This is a genomic window from Afifella sp. YEN Y35 (assembly GCF_047553465.1).
Taxonomy (GTDB): Bacteria; Pseudomonadota; Alphaproteobacteria; order Rhizobiales; family Afifellaceae; genus Afifella; species Afifella aestuarii.
This window is the reverse complement of sequence record NZ_CP180203.1, coordinates 1,483,823-1,504,550: the sequence shown is the minus strand read 5'-3', so window position 1 is coordinate 1,504,550 and position 20,728 is coordinate 1,483,823. Positions and strand designations below refer to the sequence as shown.

Annotated in this window: 21 protein-coding genes; 14 read left to right on the top strand and 7 right to left on the bottom strand. The window is 62.8% G+C overall.

Annotation, left to right across the window (positions count from 1 at the left end):
• The first annotated feature begins 173 nt into the window (after positions 1-173).
• A complete protein-coding gene (uvrB, locus tag ACK8CP_RS07155) occupies positions 174-3,200 on the top strand; it encodes an excinuclease ABC subunit UvrB (RefSeq protein ID WP_414833793.1) in 3,027 nt (1,008 codons plus the stop codon).
• Between the two features lie 6 nt (positions 3,201-3,206).
• Here the strand turns inward: uvrB and bla are convergent, their stop codons facing one another.
• The gene (gene bla, locus ACK8CP_RS07150; protein ID WP_414834204.1) at positions 3,207-4,106 is read right to left on the bottom strand and encodes a class A beta-lactamase; all 900 of its coding nucleotides are present in this window, start codon (positions 4,104-4,106) and stop codon (positions 3,207-3,209) included.
• 189 nt (positions 4,107-4,295) lie between these two features.
• On the opposite strand from bla, the gene ACK8CP_RS07145 reads away from it, so the two are divergent.
• From ACK8CP_RS07145 to ACK8CP_RS07125, 5 genes are all read left to right on the top strand, one after another.
• Complete coding sequence (locus ACK8CP_RS07145) at positions 4,296-4,568, top strand: hypothetical protein (protein WP_414833792.1); 273 nt, start codon at positions 4,296-4,298, stop codon at positions 4,566-4,568.
• A 117-nt stretch (positions 4,569-4,685) separates the two neighbouring features.
• Positions 4,686-5,528, top strand: coding sequence for a DUF72 domain-containing protein (locus tag ACK8CP_RS07140; RefSeq protein WP_414833791.1), 843 nt, complete (start codon positions 4,686-4,688; stop codon positions 5,526-5,528).
• Between the two features lie 93 nt (positions 5,529-5,621).
• On the top strand, positions 5,622-5,801 hold the full coding sequence (locus ACK8CP_RS07135) for a hypothetical protein (RefSeq protein ID WP_092815147.1): 180 nt from the start codon (positions 5,622-5,624) through the stop codon (positions 5,799-5,801).
• Positions 5,802-5,922: 121 nt separating this feature from the next.
• Positions 5,923-6,279, top strand: coding sequence for a DUF6665 family protein (locus ACK8CP_RS07130; RefSeq protein ID WP_414833790.1), 357 nt, complete (start codon positions 5,923-5,925; stop codon positions 6,277-6,279).
• Positions 6,280-6,500: 221 nt separating this feature from the next.
• A complete protein-coding gene (locus tag ACK8CP_RS07125) occupies positions 6,501-6,713 on the top strand; it encodes a cold-shock protein (RefSeq protein WP_092815141.1) in 213 nt (70 codons plus the stop codon).
• Between the two features lie 76 nt (positions 6,714-6,789).
• Here the strand turns inward: ACK8CP_RS07125 and ACK8CP_RS07120 are convergent, their stop codons facing one another.
• A complete protein-coding gene (locus tag ACK8CP_RS07120; RefSeq protein ID WP_234627737.1) occupies positions 6,790-7,185 on the bottom strand; it encodes a universal stress protein in 396 nt (131 codons plus the stop codon).
• A gap of 233 nt (positions 7,186-7,418) precedes the next feature.
• Between ACK8CP_RS07120 and ACK8CP_RS07115 the strand changes: the two genes are divergently transcribed.
• The 4 genes from ACK8CP_RS07115 to ACK8CP_RS07100 all read left to right on the top strand — a co-directional run bounded on the left by ACK8CP_RS07115 (position 7,419) and on the right by ACK8CP_RS07100 (position 10,673).
• On the top strand, positions 7,419-7,937 hold the full coding sequence (locus ACK8CP_RS07115) for a BA14K family protein (RefSeq protein ID WP_234627738.1): 519 nt from the start codon (positions 7,419-7,421) through the stop codon (positions 7,935-7,937).
• A 205-nt stretch (positions 7,938-8,142) separates the two neighbouring features.
• A complete protein-coding gene (locus tag ACK8CP_RS07110) occupies positions 8,143-8,502 on the top strand; it encodes a septal ring lytic transglycosylase RlpA family protein (protein WP_234627739.1) in 360 nt (119 codons plus the stop codon).
• A gap of 470 nt (positions 8,503-8,972) precedes the next feature.
• Positions 8,973-9,635: a hypothetical protein gene (locus tag ACK8CP_RS07105; RefSeq protein ID WP_234627740.1), complete on the top strand. Its 663-nt coding sequence runs from the start codon at positions 8,973-8,975 to the stop codon at positions 9,633-9,635.
• Positions 9,636-9,998: 363 nt separating this feature from the next.
• The gene (locus ACK8CP_RS07100; RefSeq protein WP_414833789.1) at positions 9,999-10,673 is read left to right on the top strand and encodes a cold-shock protein; all 675 of its coding nucleotides are present in this window, start codon (positions 9,999-10,001) and stop codon (positions 10,671-10,673) included.
• A 197-nt stretch (positions 10,674-10,870) separates the two neighbouring features.
• Here the strand turns inward: ACK8CP_RS07100 and ACK8CP_RS07095 are convergent, their stop codons facing one another.
• Positions 10,871-12,073 (bottom strand): pyridoxal phosphate-dependent aminotransferase, encoded by a 1,203-nt coding sequence (locus ACK8CP_RS07095; protein WP_092815129.1) that lies wholly within the window; start codon positions 12,071-12,073, stop codon positions 10,871-10,873.
• Between the two features lie 224 nt (positions 12,074-12,297).
• Between ACK8CP_RS07095 and ACK8CP_RS07090 the strand changes: the two genes are divergently transcribed.
• Both ACK8CP_RS07090 and ACK8CP_RS07085 read left to right on the top strand, forming a co-directional pair.
• Entirely contained in the window at positions 12,298-12,915 is a 618-nt protein-coding gene (locus ACK8CP_RS07090; RefSeq protein WP_414833788.1) for a glutathione S-transferase family protein, read from the top strand.
• A 145-nt stretch (positions 12,916-13,060) separates the two neighbouring features.
• A complete protein-coding gene (locus tag ACK8CP_RS07085) occupies positions 13,061-13,741 on the top strand; it encodes a hypothetical protein (RefSeq protein ID WP_414833787.1) in 681 nt (226 codons plus the stop codon).
• Between the two features lie 80 nt (positions 13,742-13,821).
• Here the strand turns inward: ACK8CP_RS07085 and ACK8CP_RS07080 are convergent, their stop codons facing one another.
• The 4 genes from ACK8CP_RS07080 to ACK8CP_RS07065 all read right to left on the bottom strand — a co-directional run bounded on the left by ACK8CP_RS07080 (position 13,822) and on the right by ACK8CP_RS07065 (position 18,832).
• Positions 13,822-14,451: a glutathione S-transferase family protein gene (locus tag ACK8CP_RS07080; RefSeq protein ID WP_128293833.1), complete on the bottom strand. Its 630-nt coding sequence runs from the start codon at positions 14,449-14,451 to the stop codon at positions 13,822-13,824.
• A gap of 103 nt (positions 14,452-14,554) precedes the next feature.
• Positions 14,555-15,028 carry a transcription elongation factor GreA gene (greA, locus tag ACK8CP_RS07075; RefSeq protein WP_234627744.1) on the bottom strand — a complete coding sequence of 158 codons (474 nt, stop codon included), beginning with the start codon at positions 15,026-15,028 and terminating at the stop codon, positions 14,555-14,557.
• 93 nt (positions 15,029-15,121) lie between these two features.
• Complete coding sequence (carB, locus tag ACK8CP_RS07070; protein WP_414833786.1) at positions 15,122-18,379, bottom strand: carbamoyl-phosphate synthase large subunit; 3,258 nt, start codon at positions 18,377-18,379, stop codon at positions 15,122-15,124.
• A 168-nt stretch (positions 18,380-18,547) separates the two neighbouring features.
• A complete protein-coding gene (locus tag ACK8CP_RS07065) occupies positions 18,548-18,832 on the bottom strand; it encodes a helix-turn-helix domain-containing protein (RefSeq protein ID WP_128294300.1) in 285 nt (94 codons plus the stop codon).
• A 477-nt stretch (positions 18,833-19,309) separates the two neighbouring features.
• On the opposite strand from ACK8CP_RS07065, the gene ACK8CP_RS07060 reads away from it, so the two are divergent.
• Together ACK8CP_RS07060 and ACK8CP_RS07055 are read left to right on the top strand one after the other, a co-directional pair.
• Complete coding sequence (locus tag ACK8CP_RS07060; protein WP_234627746.1) at positions 19,310-20,179, top strand: neutral zinc metallopeptidase; 870 nt, start codon at positions 19,310-19,312, stop codon at positions 20,177-20,179.
• Between the two features lie 9 nt (positions 20,180-20,188).
• Positions 20,189-20,713, top strand: coding sequence for a DUF2937 family protein (locus tag ACK8CP_RS07055; protein ID WP_234627747.1), 525 nt, complete (start codon positions 20,189-20,191; stop codon positions 20,711-20,713).
• Positions 20,714-20,728 lie beyond the last annotated feature (15 nt).

The following is a 20,728-nucleotide window of genomic DNA, read 5'->3' as shown; positions in this document are numbered from 1 at the left end:
GCTTTCGTTCCAGGATAGAAGCTCTTGTGGCGAAATGAAGAATCACGTTCTGCGGGCATGTGACACGGGCAGGTTGCGGGAGGCTGTGGCGGATGAAGCCGCCGCCCTCGTTGGCTGGCGAAAGCTGCGGCGCAGGCCTTTTCGCGCCCGCAACGCTGGTCCATATAGGGAACATGGCAGCAGACAGGCGCACATCCTCCGGACGACGCGGTAAGGCCGCTAAGCCGGCCTCCGAAACCACCTACGATCAGCCGGAAGGCGGCGGTGAGGGGTTTGGCGAGGCCGCACAGCCCTCACTGGAAGGTGTGCCGATCGAGAAAGCATTTGCCGGCTCGATCACGTCGTGGGCGGAAGAGATTGCGCGCGAAGCCGAGGCGGAAGGGCGGAGCAAGCGCGTCCGGCCGCCCCAGCCGAAGGATCGCGGCGGCCTTGCCTATGATCGCTCCATCGCCGTTCCGGAGAAGCCGGGGACGGATTCGGCACCGGAGAGAAAATCTCGTGACGGGAAGTCGAGGCTTGGACCGGGAAAGAACTCCGGTTGGGAGACGGACCAGTCGATCCCCCTCAAGGCCGACGAGACCGAAGCGCCGGCGAAATCCCGCCGCGGTGCCGCGGGCAAGAGCAAAAAGCCCGGTGCCGGCAAGAAGGCCGCCGACAAGCCGCTGAAGACGTCGAGGGGAACCTCGATGGGCGGGCGCAGCTCTGCCAAGGAGCGCGCGGGTGCGGGCATGAGCCCGGCCGCCGGCTTCGATGTGAATCTGGAAGATGCGGAGAATTTGCCGGGCTCCGCCGTGACGGCGACGGTCGAAGCCCTGTCGTCTCTCATCGAGACAGGCCGTCCGGAGTTTCGCGACGGCACCTGGGTGCCGCATCGGCCGCCGCGGCCGGAAAAATCCGAGGGCGGCGTTCCGCTCAAGATCACCTCCGAATTCGAGCCGCGCGGAGATCAGCCCCAGGCGATTTCGGAACTCGTTGCGGGTATCAAAGAGGCGGGGGAGGCGACCCAGGTTCTGCTCGGCGTGACCGGCTCGGGCAAGACCTTCACCATGGCGAAAGTGATCGAGGAGACGCAGCGGCCGGCGCTTATTCTGGCGCCCAACAAGACCCTGGCGGCGCAGCTCTACGGCGAGTTCAAATCGTTCTTTCCGGAGAACGCGGTCGAGTATTTCGTGTCCTACTACGACTATTATCAGCCGGAGGCCTACGTCCCGCGCACCGACACCTATATCGAGAAGGAATCCTCGATCAACGAGCAGATCGATCGCATGCGCCACTCGGCGACGCGTGCGCTGCTCGAACGCGATGATGTCGTGATCGTCGCTTCCGTGTCCTGTATCTACGGTATCGGTTCGGTGGAAACCTACACGGCCATGACCTTTGGTCTGGAGGTGGGCGATCGGCTCGATCAGCGCCAGCTCATGGCCGATCTCGTGGCCCTGCAATACAAACGCTCGGACGCCAATTTCATCCGGGGCACGTTCCGGGTGCGTGGCGACACGATCGAGATTTTCCCGGCCCACTTGGAAGATCGCGGCTGGCGGGTCTCGCTGTTCGGCGACGAGATCGAGGCAATATCGGAATTCGATCCGCTCACGGGTCAGAAATCAGGTGAGCTTCGCTCTGTAAAGGTCTATGCGAACTCGCACTATGTCACACCTAAACCGACTCTGCAGCAGGCAGTGAAGGGGATCCGGGCCGAGCTCAAATGGCGCCTCGACGAGCTGGAAAAAGCGGGCCGGCTTCTTGAAGCGCAGCGCCTTGAGCAGCGCACGCGTTTCGATCTGGAGATGATCGAGGCGACGGGCTCCTGTGCCGGCATCGAGAACTATTCGCGCTATTTGACGGGGCGCAAGCCCGGCGAGCCGCCGCCGACCCTGTTCGAGTATCTGCCCGACAATGCGCTCGTCTTTGTCGACGAGAGCCATGTCACCATTCCGCAGATCGGCGGCATGTATCGAGGCGACTTCCGGCGCAAGGCGACGCTCGCCGAATACGGCTTCAGACTGCCGTCCTGCATGGACAACCGGCCGCTCCGCTTTGAGGAGTGGGACGCGATGCGCCCGCAGAGCGTGTGCGTGTCGGCGACGCCGGGCAACTGGGAACTCAACGAGACCGGCGGTGTCTTCACCGAGCAGGTCATTCGTCCGACCGGCCTGATCGATCCGCCGGTGGAAATCCGTCCCGCCTCGAGCCAAGTCGACGACCTCCTTGGCGCCGTTAAGGAAACCGCTGCCGGCGGTTACCGGGCGCTCGTCACGGTGCTGACCAAACGCATGGCCGAGGATCTGACGGAATATCTCCACGAACACGGCGTGCGCGTGCGCTACATGCATTCCGATATCGATACGATCGAGCGCATCGAGATCATCCGCGACCTGCGGCTCGGCGCCTTCGATGTTCTCGTCGGCATCAACCTGCTGCGTGAGGGACTGGATATCCCCGAATGCGGCCTCGTCGCGATTCTGGACGCCGATAAAGAGGGTTTCCTGCGTTCCGAGACGTCGCTGGTGCAGACCATCGGCCGTGCCGCCCGCAATGTCGATGGGCGGGTGATCCTATATGCGGACGGTATGACCGGATCGATGGAACGGGCGATCGCGGAAACCGAGCGCCGGCGTGAAAAGCAGATCGCCTACAATGTCGAAAACGGTATCACGCCGGAATCGGTGAAGGCGCGCATCGCCGACATCCTCGATTCCGTCTACGAGCGCGACCATGTTCGCGTCGGTGTCTCCGGCGGCGGTCGTGGCGCAGGTCACGCCGAGGATGAAGGCGCGCTCATGGGGCACAATCTGCGTGCCCACATTGAGGACCTCGAGAAACGCATGCTGGAAGCTGCTTCGAATCTGGAATTCGAAGAGGCGGCGCGGATGCGTGACGAGATCAAGCGGCTGGAAGCGACCGAGCTTGCAGTCATGGACGACCCGCTTGCCCGCAACACCGGCATCGAGAATACCCGGCAGAGCCGCAAAGACGCGGCCAAGTCGGGCGGCTCACGCGTGCGCAAGAACACGCTCGATGAGATGACGGTCGGACGGACGGAGAAACCGCTCGGCGGTCCCGCTCCCTTGCGCGCCCCGGAGGGCGATGACGTCCAGCCGCTGCGGCGCGAGAATATCGGCAAGGGGTCGTACGAGGAGCCCGAAGACGAGCGCGCGCGCCAGCGCCGCCCGAGAAAAACCGGGCGGCCGGGTCGCTAACGACGCTCAGGCCTTGATCACGTCGGCGATCGCCTTGCCGATCTCGGCAAAACCGGCATTGCGCTCGTCGAACGAGGCGCCGCTTTCCGTCAGATAGATGGAGGCGATGATGGGCTTGCGTCCGCTCGGCCAGATGACGGCGACGTCGTTCATGGTGCCGTTGCCGCCGCCGCCCGTCTTGTCGCCGACGAGGAAGTCGCCGGGAAGACCGGCACGCAGCTTCTCGTCACCCGTCTTGTTGGTGCACATCCATCTCTTGAGATACAGGCGGGATCGGTCCGAGAGGCTGCCTTTGACGAGAAGCGTCTGCGCATCGCGACCCATGGCGCGCGGGCTGGTCGTGTCCCGTGGATCTCCGGGCGTCGCCTCGTTGAGCTCTGTTTCCCGGCGGTCGAGGCGGGTCACCTGATCGCCGATGGAGCGAGCGAAAGATGTGATCGCGGGCGGTCCGCCGAGGCTGTCGAGGATCAGGTTGCCGGCCGTGTTGTCGCTTTGCGTCATTGCCGCGACGCAGAGATCCGCAAGTGTCATCCCCTCACCACCGACATGTTCCTTGGTGACGGGCGAATAGGTCACGAGATCCTTTTCCTCGAAGGTGATGCGACGCTCGAGATCTTCCTCGCCCATATCGACCTTCGCCAGCACGGCGCCGCAGGCGAGCAGCTTGAAGGTGCTGCACATCGGGAAACGCTCGTCCGCGCGCTGGGCCCATTCGCGACCCGTCTCGATGTCGAGGACATAGGCGCCGAGACGCGCATTCAGGCGCTGTTCCACTTCGGAGAGCGTGCGTGTCAGCACGTCCTGCGGAGGATTGTCGTCAGCGGTCTGTGCGAAAAGCGGGGCGGGCAAAAACGCGCTGCCGGCCATCGCGGCCATGAGGGCCGTGAAGCTGCGGCGCGTCGGCATCGTATCCATGTCGGTTCCTTCCTGACATCTGCGGCAGGCGGGCCGCTAGCTGCGTCGGAAGACGGAATTAAGGCCAAACCGCAAACTGCGAATGTCAGCTTGTGAACGGCCGAAAGCTGCCCCACATGAATTGTCATGTGCAGGTCAGCTTCACGTCCGAGCCGGGGTTCGGGCCGGTCCCTTTCGGGATTGGCGCTCGCCGGTCTCCTCGCGCTCGCCGCGATCCCCTCTGTTGCGACGGCACAGAGCTTTGGCAACCCCGATCGGCCGCGGATCCCGCGGGTTGAAGTGCCGAAGCTGAAGGCTCCGGATCCGATCAATAACCCCTATGATCGACCACGCCTTCGCCAGCGTCAGCTGGAGAACCAGCGGATTTTCGCACCGGCGGGCTGTGCCGGAAATCTCACGGCGCAGCAGCGCGCCAGGTGCCGGGCGCAATATCAGTATCGCGAAGAGAACTGACAGCGGGGGTGGGCGACCTTCTGACGCGGACGTGCCGTCAGGTTCCGCAGCGTTTTTTCGGGTTGCTTCCGCATTCGAGGCAGGAAAGGGTCGCTCTCCAGGAAGAGGAGGCGAGGCATGCCGGCGCAGAACAGGTCCGAAGAGAAGAACTCGGCTCGGATAGGACCCATCCGGGTCGGCATAGGCGGTTGGACCTTCGAACCCTGGCGCGGCACCTTCTATCCAGAAAAGCTGCCGAAGGCGCGCGAGCTCGAATATGCGGCGTCCAAACTGACGGCGATCGAAATCAACGGCACCTTCTATCGCGGCCAGAGCGCCAAGAGCTTTGCCAAATGGCACGACGAGACGCCGGACGATTTTATCTTCGCTCTGAAGGGCCATCGCGCCATTGCCATGAAGAAGAAGCTCGCCGAAACCGGCGACAGTCTCGATTGGTTCATCAACGGCGGCATCGCCGAGTTGAAGCAAAAGCTCGGTCCGATCCTGTGGCAGTTCGCGCCGAGCCGTTCCTTCGATGGTGAGGATATCTCCGCTTTCCTGAAGCTCCTGCCGCAGGAAGTCGACGGTCTGCCGCTTCGCCACGCGCTCGAAGTTCGCCATGAGAGCTTCCTGTGTGAGGAATTCCTCGATCTCGCGCGCCGCCACAACGCGGCGATCGTCTATGCCGATTCAGACGATTATCCGGGGCTCGCCGAGCCGACAGCCGATTTCGCCTATCTGCGGCTGATGCGCACGCGCGAGGAGGAAAAGACCGGCTATTCTCCTTCCGATCTCGAGAGCTGGGCGGAGCGTGCGCGCGTTCTGGCGCGGGGAAGCGTGCCCGACGATCTGCCTCGTCTGACGGACAAAGCCTCCACGGGTACGGCCGATCCCCGCTCTGTCTTCGTCTTCTTCATCGCTGGCGAGAAGGTCCGTAATCCGCACGCGGCGATGGACCTTATGGCGCGGCTTGAAGCCTGATCTCGCCCCTGCGAACGGCGTACCGGGAAAGCGTCTCGTCATTTGCGGGCGATGTGGTTATCTAGCGACGTCCGGCAGATGGAGACGAGGCACATGTCCACAGAGCCGCAGCTCTACAAAAAGGCCAAGGATCGACGAAAGAAGGCGCCGGTGAAGCGCGTTCAGCTGTCGGCCGAGGAGCGCCGCGCCTACGAAGAATTGATGCAGGAACGGCAAAAGCGCGACAAAGAGCACACGCAATTCCTCCCCGAGGACCGTCAAACGCGGCGCTAAATGCGCCGTAACACCTGCGCTGGTATCTGAACGGACGGCGAGGGCCTCGGCGTCTTCATGAGCCGTATCAGGCCTCAGCGGCGGTCTTGTCCGCGAAGGCGGCTCGTCCTAGCTGGGGGACATGAGCATCCGTCCGCCGCGCATCCTTGCTCCGAGCAAGCAGTCTTCGCCCTACGACGCCCTCGAGCACGAGATGATGGCGGAGAGGGCTGCAAGCCTCTCCCGTATGGCCTCGCGCTTTGAAGACGCTCTGACAGCCTGGCGTCGCCTTGAAGACGCGGCGAAGGCTGGCGACCCCGAACCTGCCGTCGAAGATGCGCGCGCGCGGGCGTTGGACGAGGCGGCCCAGGCCTTGTGGGCGCTCGTTGTGCAGCGTGAGGCGCTCGGTCTCCCCGGTACGGAACGGTTGATGCGCGAATACGACGTGCCGCGGGTGCTGCGTGCAAGGCTCGGGATCGTGAGAAAGCCGGCGCTGTGACGAGGCTGGAGAGGCGGCGCCTTGTTATCTTTGGCGTTTCCCGTCATAACGCGCTTGGGCGCGTAAATGTTGGATGGGCGCGCCCCGACGACCGGTTAAGTCTGCGCCGCGCGGTTTAATACCCGACCGGTAGGTGATGTCTTTCCCGACTGTTTCGAAATCCGGGTGCGGTGATGAGCCCACCTCGATGAATCCGACTACAAAGGGAAAGGGTTTCTCCCATGAGCCAGACCGGCACCGTTAAGTTCTTCGATTCCACGCGCGGCTTCGGCTTCATCGCTCCGGAAGATGGCAGCAAGGACGTTTTCGTCCACATTTCGGCCGTTGAGCGCTCGGGACTTCCGGGTCTTGTCGAGGGCAATCGCGTCAGCTTCGAGCTGCAGCAGGATCCCAGGGGCCGTGGCCCGCAGGCGGTCAATCTCCAGCTTGCCTGATTGCTTCCGCTCTGGAGTGTGACTGCTCCGAGCCAGATTTGACGATCGAACCGCCGGCATGTCCGGCGGTTTTTGTTTAGCGCACCACCAGCACCGAGCACGGGCTGTGCAGGACCACATTGGCTGCGTTTGACCCCATGACATAGTCGCCGAGATTGGGGTTGTGCGACGCCATCACAACGAGATCGATTTTTTCCTGGTTGATGGCCGCACGGATGCCGCGAGCCACGGTTCCCGAGCGGTAGATGGCGCGGCTTCTGATATCGTCGGGGAGATATTCGCGCCGGAACACCTCGACCGCGGGGAGGTGATGCATCGGGAACTGCGAAAAGTCCGCTTCCATCTGTGGAAATACACTCAAAACCACGAGCTCGGCGTCATAGAGACGCGCGAGCTCGATCGCCGTCGTGACGGATTTCTTCCAGCTGGCGATGTGGTCGAGGTCGATCGGAAGCAAGATCCGGCTCACCATCCCCGTCCTCCCAGGTTTTCTTGTGTCTTGGCCATGATGCGCTCACACCATGGTGTGCGCCCATGCGCCGCCGCGCCGCGCGGCACGGGTTTCGCCAAAGTCTCTAGAGGCCTCTGGAGGGGGATGGCAACGAGGTGCGTTCGTTCAGCCATCGTTCAGCCTGGAAGTCCTATCAATCTCATCAAGAAGCCGGAGATGATCTTCCGGCGGGGCTTATTGGCAAGGAAACGACGATGTCTTTCTTCAGACCCACTGCTCTCAAGACAACTGCGGCGGCCCTGACCGTTGCACTGACGGCTCTTGCTCTGCCGGCGGGCGCACAGGCCGGCTCATGGGACTCGCGCCACTGGGATGGCAATCGGGGATATTATGGTGACCGTGGCTGGGATCGTCCGCGCGGCTATTATGGGCACCGCCACCACCGTCGCGACCGCGACGATGCCGGTGCGGCGGTTGCTGCCGGTGTTGTCGGCTTGGCCGCAGGTGCTCTTCTGGGATCGGCGCTGACCGCACCGCGCGCCGCCCCCGTCTACGTCGAGCCTGCACCGGTCTACGCGGCTCCGCCGCCCGTCTATGTCGAGCCGGCGCCCGTCTATGCGGTTCCCGCGCGCAATCCGCTGGTCGTTTACGACACCCGTCCCGCTCCTTGGACACCGGAATGGTATGCGTATTGCAGCTCGAAGTATCGCTCCTTCGATGCCAACAGTGGTACCTATCAGCCGTATAATGGCCCGCGTCAGCTTTGCCAGTGACGCATTGTTCTTCTTGAGCAACACATAGGAAAGGCCGCTTTTCAGGAGCGGCCTTTTGCTTTTCTACGCGATCCGAGTGACATCATGGTCACACTGACAGCTCTTCCCGCCGCGCCACCAGAAATGCCCCAGGTCTTGCCCATTTCTGGCCCCTTTTCGCCGGTGAAACCGGCAGCGGCAAAGTTGATTTCATGGGAAGAGAAGAATGCTCCACTCGGCGAAGTTCCTCGCCGCGGCGGTCCTTGCGGCTAGCTGCGTCCTCGTAACCCAGCCCCAAAGCGCCAATGCTCAGACCGGCCACGCCTCCTGGTATGCCCTGACCTCGCGCACGGCTTCCGGCGAACGGTGCAATCCGAATGCAATGACCGCGGCGCACCGCACGCTGCCCTTCGGCACCAAGGTGAAGGTCACCAATTTGCGCAACGGCCGCGCCGCCGTCGTGCGCATCAATGACCGCGGTCCCTTCGTCAAAGGGCGCATCATCGACGTCACGCGCGCTGCCGCCCACAAGCTGGGCTTCAAAGGACGCGGGACCGCAAAGGTTCAAGTCGAAATCCTCAAGTGAATTGCGGTTTCAGTCCTGCGCCCTTTCCCTACGCGAGAGCTGGCAAGCAGAAGACTGCCCGATTGCTGACGAGACGGCCCGTTGATGATCCGCGCATAGCGCGCCGCTGCTCCACCGGTCCTGTGACCGCTCATCCGGCGATCCGACGGCGATCTGCTCGAGGAGAGGGGCGGCATGCTTCGCTTCGCCTTTACGGACGTGTTTCTTCCATAGAAATTATGTGAAAAGCGAACCCTGACAGGGCCCCGGCACAACATGGTGGCACGGCCCAGCTCGGTTTTGCGTGGCGGCGCCAGGGGAGAACAAACATGCGGGCATTGTGGGCGGGTTTTCTCATGATGATGAGCCCGACGCTTCTTCCGGGCGCGGTGAGCGCGCAACCGATGCAGCCTGCAGACGAACCGATAAGCAACGAGGCCTCACCGGCCTGCACGCAGGACGCGAATGTCGACAGCTGCTGGAGCGCCGGCGTGGCAGCCGAGAAACGCGGCGATGCCGAGGCTGCGCTCGCCGCATACGAAGCGTCATGCGCGGCGGGTTTCCAGATGGGCGGCTGCTATGAGGCGGGCAAGATCTATTTCCTGAACGGGAAGCTTCGCAACTATGTCGCGGCGAAAGACAGGATGACGGAGGTCTGCGAGTCCTCCGACATTGGCATTGGTCCCTATGCCTGCAAATATTTGGGCATCATCTATCGCAATGGTCTTGTCGGTGAGCCCCAGATCGACCGGGCCTATGCGAGTTTTTCTCGTGCGTGCTTTCCCTACATGGATGAGCCGTTCATCGACGGAAATGGCTGTGAGCTCCTCGCCGGCAGCATTCCGGGAGCGGATGAGATGGGCGTTGCCGACGATGTTTGGCAGCCCGACTATGTTGCCTATCTGGCCTTCGCGATGGGCTGCAGCGACGACATGCCCGGGCTCTGCGACCGGGCTTTGACGATTCACCGCCGGGCAATCGCGACATCGGCACCTTGGCTCGCACGCTGCGCCGAGGACGCGCAAGCCGCCGAATTTCCAGAAGGATGCGAGTCCGTTGCCCGTTCCGCGGCCCCCGCCGAGTATGCGCAGCGGCAGGAATTCCGCCGCCGTATCCTGCGCATGTTCCATCGCGCCACGGCTTATGCGGGATAGACAACGATCGCTGCGATCACACGGCCGCGAAGGTCGCCGGGCTCCTCGTCATCTTCGTCTCCTGACAAATCACCAGCACCGGAGAATCAGACGTGTGAGATCGCCTGCATCCTCGGCCCGATTCTGCGTTCATCGAAGATGCTCTAAGGCTGGACTTAGGTTCGGCCCATTAGGGACTTGCAGATTTGCCCGCATAACGGCATGATCATACGCGGGGGTTTGCATGAGGCGCCCCCTTTATGGTCGAGGGCCAGCGGACCGATCCCGGCTTTCCATGTATTCCCAAGTAAAGACCGCGCGCTTGCCCGCGTCGGCTGGTGAGGCTCCAGCCGGCGACTTTTTTCTATCGAAGGACGAGATGAGATGATGAACAATGGCGGTCGCGGCGGGCACGACGACGACGACTTTGGTGAGCGCCCGGACCGTGATCGGTCCCGCCGGCCCCGTCGTGGTGGTGCGCGCGAATTCGGCAGCGATTTCGGTAGCGATGCTCCCACCCCAGGTTATGGCGATCGGGGAGACGGGGGCTTCGGCAGAGACAATGAAGGTGGCTATCGCGGTGGCGGCGGCGGTGGCGGAGGCTATCGCGGCGGTCCCAACCGCGGTGGTGGAGGCTATCGCGGTGGTGGCGAAGGCGGCGGCTACCGTGGCGGCGGTGAAGGCGGCGGCTATCGTGGTGGCGGCGAAGGTGGCGGCTATCGCGGCGGCGGCGGCGGTGGAGGCGGCGGCTTCCGCAGTGGCGGAGGCGGTGGTGGCTTCCGCAGCGGTGGCGGAGGCGGCGGCTTCCAGGATCGTCAGCCGGCAGAGGTCGGCCCGCGTCAGAATGGCACGCTGAAGTTCTTCAACGCGGATCGTGGCTTCGGCTTCATTTCGCCGGAGGACGGCAGCAAGGACGTCTTCGTGCATATCTCGGCGATCGAGCGCTCCGGCCTGCCGCAGCTTGCGGAAGGCACGAGGCTCTCATTCGAGACGCAGCAGGATCGTCGCGGCCGTGGCCCGCAGGCGGTCAATCTGCAGCTGCTCGACGACGAGGCCTGAGCAAGTCGGCGGACGTGAGCCGGCGTTCTTGAGAGGACGCTCTTCGCCCACGAACGGCAACCTGACAAAAATTGGGGCGGCTCGCTTGCGCGGGCCGCCCCTTTTTCTTGGCGTCTCGGTCTTCGAGATGCGTCAGCCTTGCTAGGCTCTCCGTCTCCGCAATCCGGAGCGTCGCCGCCCCGGACCGCGGTGAGGCCTCAGCTCAGCGTGTTGCAGAAACGCTGGATGCGTTCGCAAGCCGCCTCGAGCGCTTCCGTCGACGTCGCATAGGAGATGCGGAAGTTGGGGCCGAGACCGAAGGCTCCGCCATGAACGACCGCCACGCCCTCCGCCTCGAGAAGCTCGGTGACGAAATCCTGGTCGTTCTCGATGGTTTTGCCTGAAGGCGCCTTCTTGCCGATCGCCGCCGCGCAGGACGGATAGACGTAGAACGCGCCTTCCGGCTCCGGGCACTCGAGAAGCGCACTCTGGTTCAGCATAGACACGACCAGATCGCGCCGCTTCTGGAAGGCCTTGCGCGAAGTCTCCACGAAATCCTGCGGTCCCGTCAGCGCCTCGACCGCCGCCCATTGTGCGATGGAGCAGGTGCCGGAGGTCTGCTGGCTCTGGATTTTGGTCATCGCCTTGATGAGCTCGTCCGGACCGCCGGCATAGCCGATGCGCCAGCCGGTCATCGCATAGGCCTTCGAAACGCCGTTCATCGTGAGCGTGCGCGAATAGAGCTCGGGCTCTGCCGCGGCGAGCGTGGAGAACGGCTCGTCGATGTAGAGAAGGTGCTCGTACATGTCGTCCGACATGATCCACACATGCGGATGCTTCATCAAAACCGCCGCGAGCGCCTTCAATTCGGCTTCGGTGTAGGCCGCGCCGGAAGGGTTGGAGGGCGAGTTGAAGATCAGCCATTTGGTCTTCGGCGTGAGCGCGCCCTCGAGGGCTTCCGGCGTCAGCTTGAACTTGTTTTCAAGCGTCGTGTCGACGAAGCGCGGCTCGCCGCCGTTGAGAAGAACCATATCCGGATAGCTCACCCAATAAGGTGCCGGAATGAGGACCTCGTCACCCGGGTTAAGGGTCGCCGCCAGCGCGTTGTAAAGAATCTGCTTTCCACCGGTCCCGACGATGGTCTGCGTCGGCTTGTAGGTGAGACCGTTCTCGCGCTTGAACTTCTCGGCGATCGCCGTGCGCAGTTCCATGATGCCCGGAACCGGCGTGTATTTCGTCTCGCCACGCTTGATGGCGGCGATCGCGGCTTCCTTGATGTTGTCGGGCGTGTCGAAATCGGGCTCGCCCGCACTGAGGCTGATCACGTCTCGTCCCTGCGCCTTCAGTTCACGCGCCTTCTCGGCGACGGCGATGGTCTGGGAGGGCTGAACACGAGCGAGGTTGTCGGCAAGGAAGGCCATGAGTTTGAAATCCGACTGAAGGGAGTTAGCAACGGGCGCGAAACCTAGGCCCATGGGGCGAGGGGCGCAAGGCGCAAGCGCGTCGAACGCACAATGGCAGATGCGCTTTGCCGACGGATCTTGCTCGACCTCAGCGGGATTGAGGCGAACCTTCAATCCAATTCGCTTGCCGGAAAGGCGGCAAGTGGCAAAGCCTGAGCGTCGACAACCGCGGAAGAGCGAAGATGCCAACTCTCTATTCCAAGCAGGATTCCGGCAACTCCTATAAGGTGCGACTGCTCTTTGCGCGTCTCGGCCTGCCATTTCGGATCGTCGATATCGATACGACGACCGGGGCGACCCGCAGGGGGGACTTCCTGGCGATCAATCCGATCGGCAAGGCGCCGGTCGTCGTCTTCGATGACGGGCGCGCTCTCGCCGAATCGGGGGCAATTCTCCTGCATTTCGCTGAAGGTTCTCGTTTTCTGCCAAGCGACAGCTATGATCGCGCGAAATGCTACGAGTGGATGTTCTTCGAGCAGTATTCGCACGAACCGGCGATCGCCGTGCGTCGCGCACTGCGCGTCTACGAAACCCGTCGCGCCCAGGCGACGCCCGAGAGGCTGCAGGAGCTGCTCGAAAAGGGCAACGAAGCTCTGCGGGTGATGGAAAAGCGTCTGGTGGCCCATGACTGGCTTGCCGGCCCTGCGTTCTCGATCGCCGATATCGCCCTCTACGCGTACACGCACGATGCGGAAGACAAGGGTGGCTTCGACCTCAAACCATTTCCGGGCATCCGCCGCTGGCTGGCGCGGGTCGCAGGGGAGGCTGGGCACGTGACGATCGACTGGCGCCCCGCCTGACGGAGCGATCGCTTTGAACCCGTAGGGTCCAGATCCATCGCGTGTTGGTCCGAAGCAGGCTCAACGAAGGTTTCTTGAAGTTCACGCAACGAATTCCGTGGCGCGGGTATTCTCGACGAGAGGGGCGCGTCAATGGGAGATACGAATGCGCAGACTTCTTGCCGCGAGCACGGCTCTCGCTCTCAGCATGTCCACACTGGCCTACGCCCAGACGGGGGCCGAAGAGCCAGCTTCGCCGCCCGATGTGAGTGCGCCAAACCCTGATCAGGACAATGATGAAGGTATGGAGGCGGATCCGGAGATGGAGATGATGCCCGATCAGGGCGGGCAATCGGAGATGGGGAATGACACCGCGTCGTCTCCGCAGAATCAACCCATGCAACGTTACGGCTCGGGCTGGGGTGGCTCCGGCTGGGGCGGGCCCGGCTATGGCGGCTGGGGTCCCGGAAATTGCATGATGGCGCCCGGAAACATGCCCGGAGGCGGCTGGCATGGCGGCGGCCGCGGCTATCAGGGTGACTGGGCTGGGCAGCCGCCGATGCAGCGACCCGGACCTGGTGGCGGTTGGAGGCAGCGGGGTCCCGGCCCGGCGGCGATGGGGCCTGGCCGCCATGGCATGAAATGGCGCGGCCATCACGCGCATGGCATGGCCCGCGGCGGCACCAGCTTCAGGCTGCGGCAGGGAGACACGACGATCCGCGTGACGTGCTCACCGAAAGAGAGCGCGGAGGCCTGCGCCAGCGCCGCGGCCAAATTGATGGAGGCCGCCCACGAAATCGGAGCCTCAGACGTGGATGTGAGGCGAGGGAGCGGCAGTACGCAGTAGCCGCGCTAAAAAAAGCGCTTCGCGCCTGCGGGCGCGGAGCGCGACGCGTGGCAGCGCCGATCCGTCAGGGCGCCGATCCATTATGGCAGTGGGATGCCCTGGTCCTTTTTCGGCACGTCGTAGCCCCGTTGGACGGCTGGGCGATCGGCGATGCGCAGATACCAATCGCGCACATGCGGGAAATCGCCGAGATCGATGCCCTGCCACTCGAAACGTGAGGCCCACGGCCACGCGGCCATGTCCGCGATCGAATATTCCCCGGCGAGATAATCGTGCTCTGCGAGCTGCGTATCGAGCACCTTGTAAAGGCGCGCGGCCTCCTTGGCGTAACGCTCTTCCGCATAGGAAGCCTTGCCGGGATTGAACTTCAAGAAATGATGCGCCTGACCGAGCATGGGGCCGAAACCGCCCATCTGCCACATCAGCCATTCCATCGCCCGCCAGCGACCGGCCTCGTCGGTCGGCATAAATTTGCCCGTCTTTTCCGCGAGATAGAGGAGGATCGCGCCAGATTCCATAAGCGCCTGGCCACCCTCGTGATCGACGATCGCCGGGATCTTGTTGTTCGGGCTGATCTTGAGAAATTGCGGCCGAAATTGCTCGTCCGCCATGATGTCGATGGGATAGACCTCGTAGGCGAGCCCCATCTCTTCGAGAGCGATGGAGACCTTGCGGCCGTTCGGTGTGGTCCAGGTGTAAAGATCGATCATGGCAATGCCCGCCTTAAGGTCAGGCGGGCCAGTTAGCAGGAGCGCGCCATAGGCTGCAAGACGAGCCGGCGCGCTCTTTCGTTACAAAACCCCAGTGAAGGGCTCAGCCGTAGGCGATGTCGAGGATCTCATAGCTGTGGGCACCGCCCGGAGCCGCAACCTCCACGGAATCGCCAACGCTCTTGCCGATGAGGGCACGCGCGATCGGCGAGGAGATCGAAATGCGGCCGAGGCGAACATCGGCTTCCATGTCACCGACGATCTGCCAGGTCTTTTCCTCGTCGGTGTCCTCGTCGACGAGCTTCACTTTGGCGCCGAATTTCACCGTCGAGCCGGTCAGCTTCGACACGTCGATAATGTCGGCGCGCGACAGCTTGTCTTCGAGCTCCGCGATGCGGCCTTCGTTCAGGCTCTGTTGCTCCTTCGCGGCGTGATATTCCGCGTTCTCCGAGAGGTCGCCATGCGCGCGGGCTTCGGCAATCGCCTGAATGATGCGCGGCCTTTCCTCGGAGGTGAGTCGTTTGAGCTCCGATTCCAGTTGCGCATGGCCGGCAGCGGTCATCGGAATCTTTTCCATCTTCTCCTCCACGACGCCTCGTTTTTGGGCTGGGGGCAACAAAAAAGCGGGTGCTCCACCGATGAGGGGAACACCCTGCTTGACGAAACTAACTCAGGCCGCGTCGAAGTAGGATTGCAGCGGCCTGACTTCAAGCTGCCCGCCGAGAAGGGCTTCAATGCCCTGTGCCGCAGCACGTGCTCCCGCCAAAGTGGTAAAATAAGGCACTTTGTGCAGCAGCGCGGCTCGTCTCAGCGACCGGCTGTCGGCGAGGGCCTGAGCGCCTTCCGTGGTGTTGAAGACCAGCTGCACCTCGCCATTCTTGATAGCATCGACGATATGTGGCCGGCCTTCAAGTACCTTGTTTACCTTGGTGCAGGCGATTCCGTGTTCTTCCAGGAAGCGCTGTGTGCCGGTCGTCGCGATGATCGTGAAGCCGAGCGATACGAGCTGACGCACCGTGTCCATCACGCGCGGCTTGTCGCCGTCGCGCACCGAGACGAAAGCCGTGCCGCCGGTGGGAAGCTGCACGCCACCCGCGAGCTGGCTCTTGGCGAAGGCCACGGCAAAATCGTAGTCGAGGCCCATCACTTCGCCGGTCGAGCGCATCTCCGGTCCGAGCACCGTGTCGACACCGGGGAAGCGGGCGAAGGGGAAAACGGCTTCCTTCACCGCCACATGCTTATGGACGAGCGGCGTCGCCTCCAGGTCCTTCAGCTTTTCACCCGCCATGATCCGCGCGGCGAGCTTCGCGATCGGCCGGCCGACGGCCTTTGCCACGAAAGGCACCGTGCGCGAGGCGCGCGGGTTGACCTCCAGCACAAAAATGTCGTCGCCCTTGACCGCGTATTGCACGTTCATGAGCCCGCCGACGGAAAGCCCCTTGGCGAGCGCCGCCGTCTGACGGCCCAATTCGTCGATGATCCCTTTCGACAGAGAATGCGGCGGCAGCGAACAGGCGGAATCGCCCGAATGGATGCCGGCTTCCTCGATATGCTCCATGATGCCGCAGACGACGACATCGGTGCCGTCGCATAGCGCGTCGACATCGACCTCGATCGCATCGGCGAGGTAGGAATCGATCAGCACCGGCGACTTGCCGGAGACGACGACCGCCTCGTTGATGTAGCGCTCGAGCTGCGCGGTATCGCGCACGATTTCCATCGCCCGCCCGCCGAGCACGTAAGACGGCCGGATGACGACCGGAAAGCCGATCTTCTCGGCGATCGCGAAGGCTTCTTGCGCCGAATGAGCGATCCCGTTGCGCGGCTGTTTGAGGCCGAGCTTCCCGAGAACCTGCTGGAAACGGTCGCGATCTTCGGCGAGGTCGATCGCATCCGGCGAGGTGCCGAGGATCGGAATGCCCGCCTTTTCGAGCGGCTGTGCGAGCTTCAGCGGCGTCTGGCCGCCAAACTGCACGATGACGCCCTTGAGCGTACCAGCGCTCTGTTCGACGCGCAGGATCTCCAGCACGTCCTCCGCCGTGAGCGGCTCGAAATAAAGCCGGTCGGAGGTGTCGTAGTCGGTGGAGACCGTCTCCGGATTGCAGTTGATCATGATCGTCTCATAGCCCGCATCGGCGAGCGCGAAGGCGGCATGACAGCAGCAATAGTCGAATTCGATGCCCTGACCGATCCGGTTCGGCCCGCCGCCCAGGATGACGATCTTTTCCCGGTCGCTCGGACGCGCCTCGTCCTCGGCGTCGCCGCCGGCGCGGAAGGGGCGCTCATAGGTCGAGTACATATAGGCCGTGGCGGCGGCGAACTCGGCCGCACATGTGTCGATGCGCTTGAAGACCGGCCTGACGCCGAGGCGGTCGCGCAGCGCGCGCACGCTTTCCTCGTCGGTGCCGGCGAGTTTGGCGAGGCGGGCATCGGAAAAGCCGAGGCTCTTCAGGCGGTGCAGGACCACCTTGTCGTCCGGCACACCGTTGGCGCGGATGCGCTCTTCCCAGCCGATGAGGCCTTCAAGCTCGCGCAGGAACCAGGGATCGATGGCGCAGGCTTCGTAGATTTCCTCGCAGGAGGTGCCGAGACGAAGCGCCTGTGCCACCTTCAGCAACCGGTCGGGCGTGGGGCGGGCAAGGGCAGCGCGGATGGCGTTCTTGTCGTCGCCTTCGCCGAGGCCCGGAATCGTGACCTCGTCCAGCCCGTCGAGCCCGGTCTCAAGACCCCGCAGAGCCTTTTGAAGGGATTCGCTGAACGACCGCCCGATCGCCATCACCTCGCCGACGGACTTCATCGACGTGGTCAGAGAGGGTTCCGCTCCAGGGAATTTCTCGAAGGCGAAACGCGGGATTTTGGTCACAACGTAATCGATCGTCGGCTCGAAAGAGGCCGGCATCGCCCCGCCGGTGATCTCGTTCTCGAGCTCGTCGAGCGTGTAGCCGACGGCAAGGCGTGCCGCGACCTTTGCGATCGGAAAGCCGGTCGCCTTGGAGGCAAGGGCCGAGGACCGCGAGACGCGGGGGTTCATCTCGATGACGACCATGCGTCCGTCGGCCGGGTTGATCGCGAACTGCACGTTCGAGCCGCCGGTCTCCACGCCGATCTCGCGCAGCACCGCGAGCGACGCATCCCGCATCACCTGGTATTCTTTGTCGGTGAGGGTGAGGGCGGGGGCAACGGTGATCGAATCGCCCGTATGCACGCCCATCGGATCGATGTTCTCGATGGAGCAGATGATGATGCAGTTGTCCGCTTTGTCGCGGACGACCTCCATCTCGTATTCCTTCCAGCCGAGCACCGATTCTTCGATCAGGATTTCGTTGGTCGGCGAGGCGTCGATGCCGCGTTCGGCGATCTCGAGAAATTCTTCGCGGTTGTAGGCGATGCCGCCGCCGGTGCCGCCGAGCGTGAAGGAGGGGCGAATGATCGCCGGCAGACCGATCTCTTCGAGCGCAGCAAGGGCTTCGGGAAGCGAATGGGCAAGACGTGACGTCGGCGTATCGAGGCCGATCTTCGTCATGGCTTCGCGGAAGAGCTCTCGGTCCTCGGCCTTGTCGATGACTTCGGCACGCGCACCGATCATCGTGACGCCATAGCGATCGAGAACGCCGGCCTTGGCCACGGACAAGGCGCAATTGAGCGCCGTCTGTCCGCCCATCGTTGGAAGGAGCGCGTCGGGCCGCTCCTTTTCGATGATCTTGGTGACCACATCGGGCGTGATCGGTTCGATGTAGGTGGCGTCCGCCAAATCCGGATCGGTCATGATGGTGGCCGGATTGGAATTGACGAGGATGACCCGATATCCCTCGGCCTTCAGAGCCTTCAAGGCTTGCGTGCCGGAATAATCGAATTCGCAGGCCTGGCCGATCACGATCGGTCCGGCCCCAATAACCAGAATGGAAGAGATGTCGGTGCGTTTCGGCATGGGGGCGTGCTGGTAGGCGGGCCGTTCGGCCCGGCCGGTTCCGGGTGGTTGGAAAGTTGCGCGCTTATAGAGGAATTCGCGCAAGAGGCAAAGTCGCTCCCTGGAGCGCTGTGGACCTACAGCCTCGTGGAGCCCAAAGCAGAGCCGAGACGACCGAGAGAAACGAGGTCAGCTCATGCCAGCGATGGCGGACGGCTCAGATTCGGGGCTCAAATCTTCTTCTGGGTCTTGGCCGTCTTCGTACGAGGCCGTCTCGCCATCGTAGTCGGCGATCCCGACCGAGAGCGCGTAGCAGGCGAGGCGAACCGACTTCGGGATCTTGACCTTCTTGCCGTCACGTTCGCCTGTCTCATAATACTGAATCATACGTTTTTTGAGGCCCAGCCGGTCGGCCGCCTCTTTCTGTTTCATTCCGAGCTTTTTTCGCCAGGCTTTGAACTGGTCGGGTGTCATCGTGGAAACGCCCAAGGCAGGTCCCTTTCAGCTGACCGAATTTAGGGGCTTTTTACACTGCGGCCTATAGCGAAATCGTGAAGGCGCAAAAAGTGCATTTCTTGTTTGACAAATGCGCACAATGTGCACATATTCACGATGAAGGCGCAAATAGTGCTCCTTTTGGCGGCTAACATGCCGCCAGACGCAACCTGTCAGAGGAGGGCTCACAGATGTTGAATGACATCGTCCTGCAGCGGGCTCGCCTGGGTTACGATCGCGTGGATATGCATCGCTACGCGACTCTGAACTGTGGCGTGGCACGTTTGTTCAAACGTGTAGGCCATTGGTTCAGCTGAGGTTTCTCACGGCGATTGCGCTGTAAAGAAGTGTGATGAACAAAAACGCGGCTCCCCTGGCCGCGTTTTTGCTTTCAGGCGACGGAACCGCCGGCCATCTCCGTTTCTTTTCCCGTCGCAGAAACGGACGGAGCATCGGATGCGGTGGCGGGGTCGGCGTCAGTCGAGCAATATCGAATATCGAACCGGCGGGCGAAGCTCGCTGCCGATCGGACGTGCCGGCGGCGGCATCGGCTTCCTGATCGTGGCCGCAATCCTTTTCTTCGTCTTCGGCATCAATCCGATGGAACTCCTCCGCGAGGTGGAGACCGGCCAGGGACAGATCTCGAGCGAACAGCGCTCTCCTTCAGGAAACGTCGCCTCCACCCGAACGGAAGTGGATGATTTCGTGGCGACAGTGCTTGCCGAAACCGAAGACGTCTGGGGCGACATTTTCCGCGAGGCGGGGGCCGACTATCCCGAACCCACTCTCGTTCTCTTCAACGATTCCGTTCGCTCCGCCTGCGGTCTGGCGGGCAGGGCGGCTGGGCCCTTTTATTGTCCGGGTGACCGAAAGCTCTATCTCGATTTGTCGTTTTTCGAAGAGCTGAAGCGCCGCTTTCGCGCCCCCGGCGATTTCGCGCAGGCTTATGTGATCGCGCATGAGGTCGGCCATCATGTGCAGAACCTGACAGGCGTTCTCTCGAAAGTGAACGAGATGCGTCAGGGCATGAGCGAGCGTGCCGGCAACGCTTTGTCTGTGCGGGTCGAGCTTCAGGCGGATTGCTACGCCGGCATCTGGGCGAACCGGACGCGCGACAAGGGATTGCTCGAGGAGGGCGATCTCGACGAGGCGCTGAATGCGGCAACCCAGATCGGCGACGATATGATCCAGAAGCGCACGCAAGGCTATGTCGTGCCCGAGGCTTTCAATCATGGCTCGTCAGAGGAGCGGCGACGCTGGTTCCGCCAGGGTTACCAATCGGGAGATCTTGATGCCTGCGATACTTTCAGCGTTTCGACGCTTTGAGGCGGAAGGATGAGCGTTGCGGGCCGCACGGCCGTGCTGGGCCTCGCGCTGGCTGGAGGTCTTGCGGGCTCGCAGGCACCGGAATTCGCTCAGCAATATCGCCAGCGCCTGGGCGGCGCGGTCGATGAAATGCGGCAGGTCGTGGCGGATTTCGACGAGGACGTCCGCCGCCACGGCCTCGATCGTGACGAGGCGGTGGCGCTTTACGCCCAGTCGCCCGAAGCGTTTCTCAAGGATCGCGGGCTCTCGATGAAGCGTCTTCTCGCACGCTTCTCGACGCTCAGCCGTCAGCAGGCGGAGCTGGAGCTAGCAGAGCCCTTGATGCGACCAATGATCGTCTTCAGGAATCCGGACCAGAAAATCGTGCAAGGCGCCTGGCAGATCTACGAGCCGGCCGTTCCCGTGACAGCCGCGGGGGCTGTCTGGGCTTTGGCCGGGCTTTCGCTTCTCGGCGGCGTCTCCTGGTTTGCACGCAAGCTCCTGCGCTTCCTCTTTGTGAAGAAGCGGGCACGCTCAGAGGTTACCTCGATTTGAGACCGGCATCGGAGA

Bases quoted from the DNA above. Each gene is read 5' to 3' on its own strand.
- uvrB (WP_414833793.1), top strand. From the start codon at position 174: ATGGCAGCAGACAGGCGCACATCCTCCGGACGACGCGGTAAGGCCGCT.
- bla (WP_414834204.1), bottom strand. From the start codon at position 4,106: ATGCCGACGCGCCGCAGCTTCACGGCCCTCATGGCCGCGATGGCCGGC.
- ACK8CP_RS07140 (WP_414833791.1), top strand. From the start codon at position 4,686: ATGCCGGCGCAGAACAGGTCCGAAGAGAAGAACTCGGCTCGGATAGGA.
- ACK8CP_RS07135 (WP_092815147.1), top strand. From the start codon at position 5,622: ATGTCCACAGAGCCGCAGCTCTACAAAAAGGCCAAGGATCGACGAAAG.
- ACK8CP_RS07130 (WP_414833790.1), top strand. From the start codon at position 5,923: ATGAGCATCCGTCCGCCGCGCATCCTTGCTCCGAGCAAGCAGTCTTCG.
- ACK8CP_RS07125 (WP_092815141.1), top strand. From the start codon at position 6,501: ATGAGCCAGACCGGCACCGTTAAGTTCTTCGATTCCACGCGCGGCTTC.
- ACK8CP_RS07120 (WP_234627737.1), bottom strand. From the start codon at position 7,185: ATGGTGAGCCGGATCTTGCTTCCGATCGACCTCGACCACATCGCCAGC.
- ACK8CP_RS07115 (WP_234627738.1), top strand. From the start codon at position 7,419: ATGTCTTTCTTCAGACCCACTGCTCTCAAGACAACTGCGGCGGCCCTG.
- ACK8CP_RS07110 (WP_234627739.1), top strand. From the start codon at position 8,143: ATGCTCCACTCGGCGAAGTTCCTCGCCGCGGCGGTCCTTGCGGCTAGC.
- ACK8CP_RS07100 (WP_414833789.1), top strand. From the start codon at position 9,999: ATGATGAACAATGGCGGTCGCGGCGGGCACGACGACGACGACTTTGGT.
- ACK8CP_RS07095 (WP_092815129.1), bottom strand. From the start codon at position 12,073: ATGGCCTTCCTTGCCGACAACCTCGCTCGTGTTCAGCCCTCCCAGACC.
- ACK8CP_RS07090 (WP_414833788.1), top strand. From the start codon at position 12,298: ATGCCAACTCTCTATTCCAAGCAGGATTCCGGCAACTCCTATAAGGTG.
- ACK8CP_RS07085 (WP_414833787.1), top strand. From the start codon at position 13,061: ATGCGCAGACTTCTTGCCGCGAGCACGGCTCTCGCTCTCAGCATGTCC.
- ACK8CP_RS07080 (WP_128293833.1), bottom strand. From the start codon at position 14,451: ATGATCGATCTTTACACCTGGACCACACCGAACGGCCGCAAGGTCTCC.
- greA (WP_234627744.1), bottom strand. From the start codon at position 15,028: ATGGAAAAGATTCCGATGACCGCTGCCGGCCATGCGCAACTGGAATCG.
- carB (WP_414833786.1), bottom strand. From the start codon at position 18,379: ATGCCGAAACGCACCGACATCTCTTCCATTCTGGTTATTGGGGCCGGA.
- ACK8CP_RS07065 (WP_128294300.1), bottom strand. From the start codon at position 18,832: ATGACACCCGACCAGTTCAAAGCCTGGCGAAAAAAGCTCGGAATGAAA.
- ACK8CP_RS07060 (WP_234627746.1), top strand. From the start codon at position 19,310: ATGCGGTGGCGGGGTCGGCGTCAGTCGAGCAATATCGAATATCGAACC.
- ACK8CP_RS07055 (WP_234627747.1), top strand. From the start codon at position 20,189: ATGAGCGTTGCGGGCCGCACGGCCGTGCTGGGCCTCGCGCTGGCTGGA.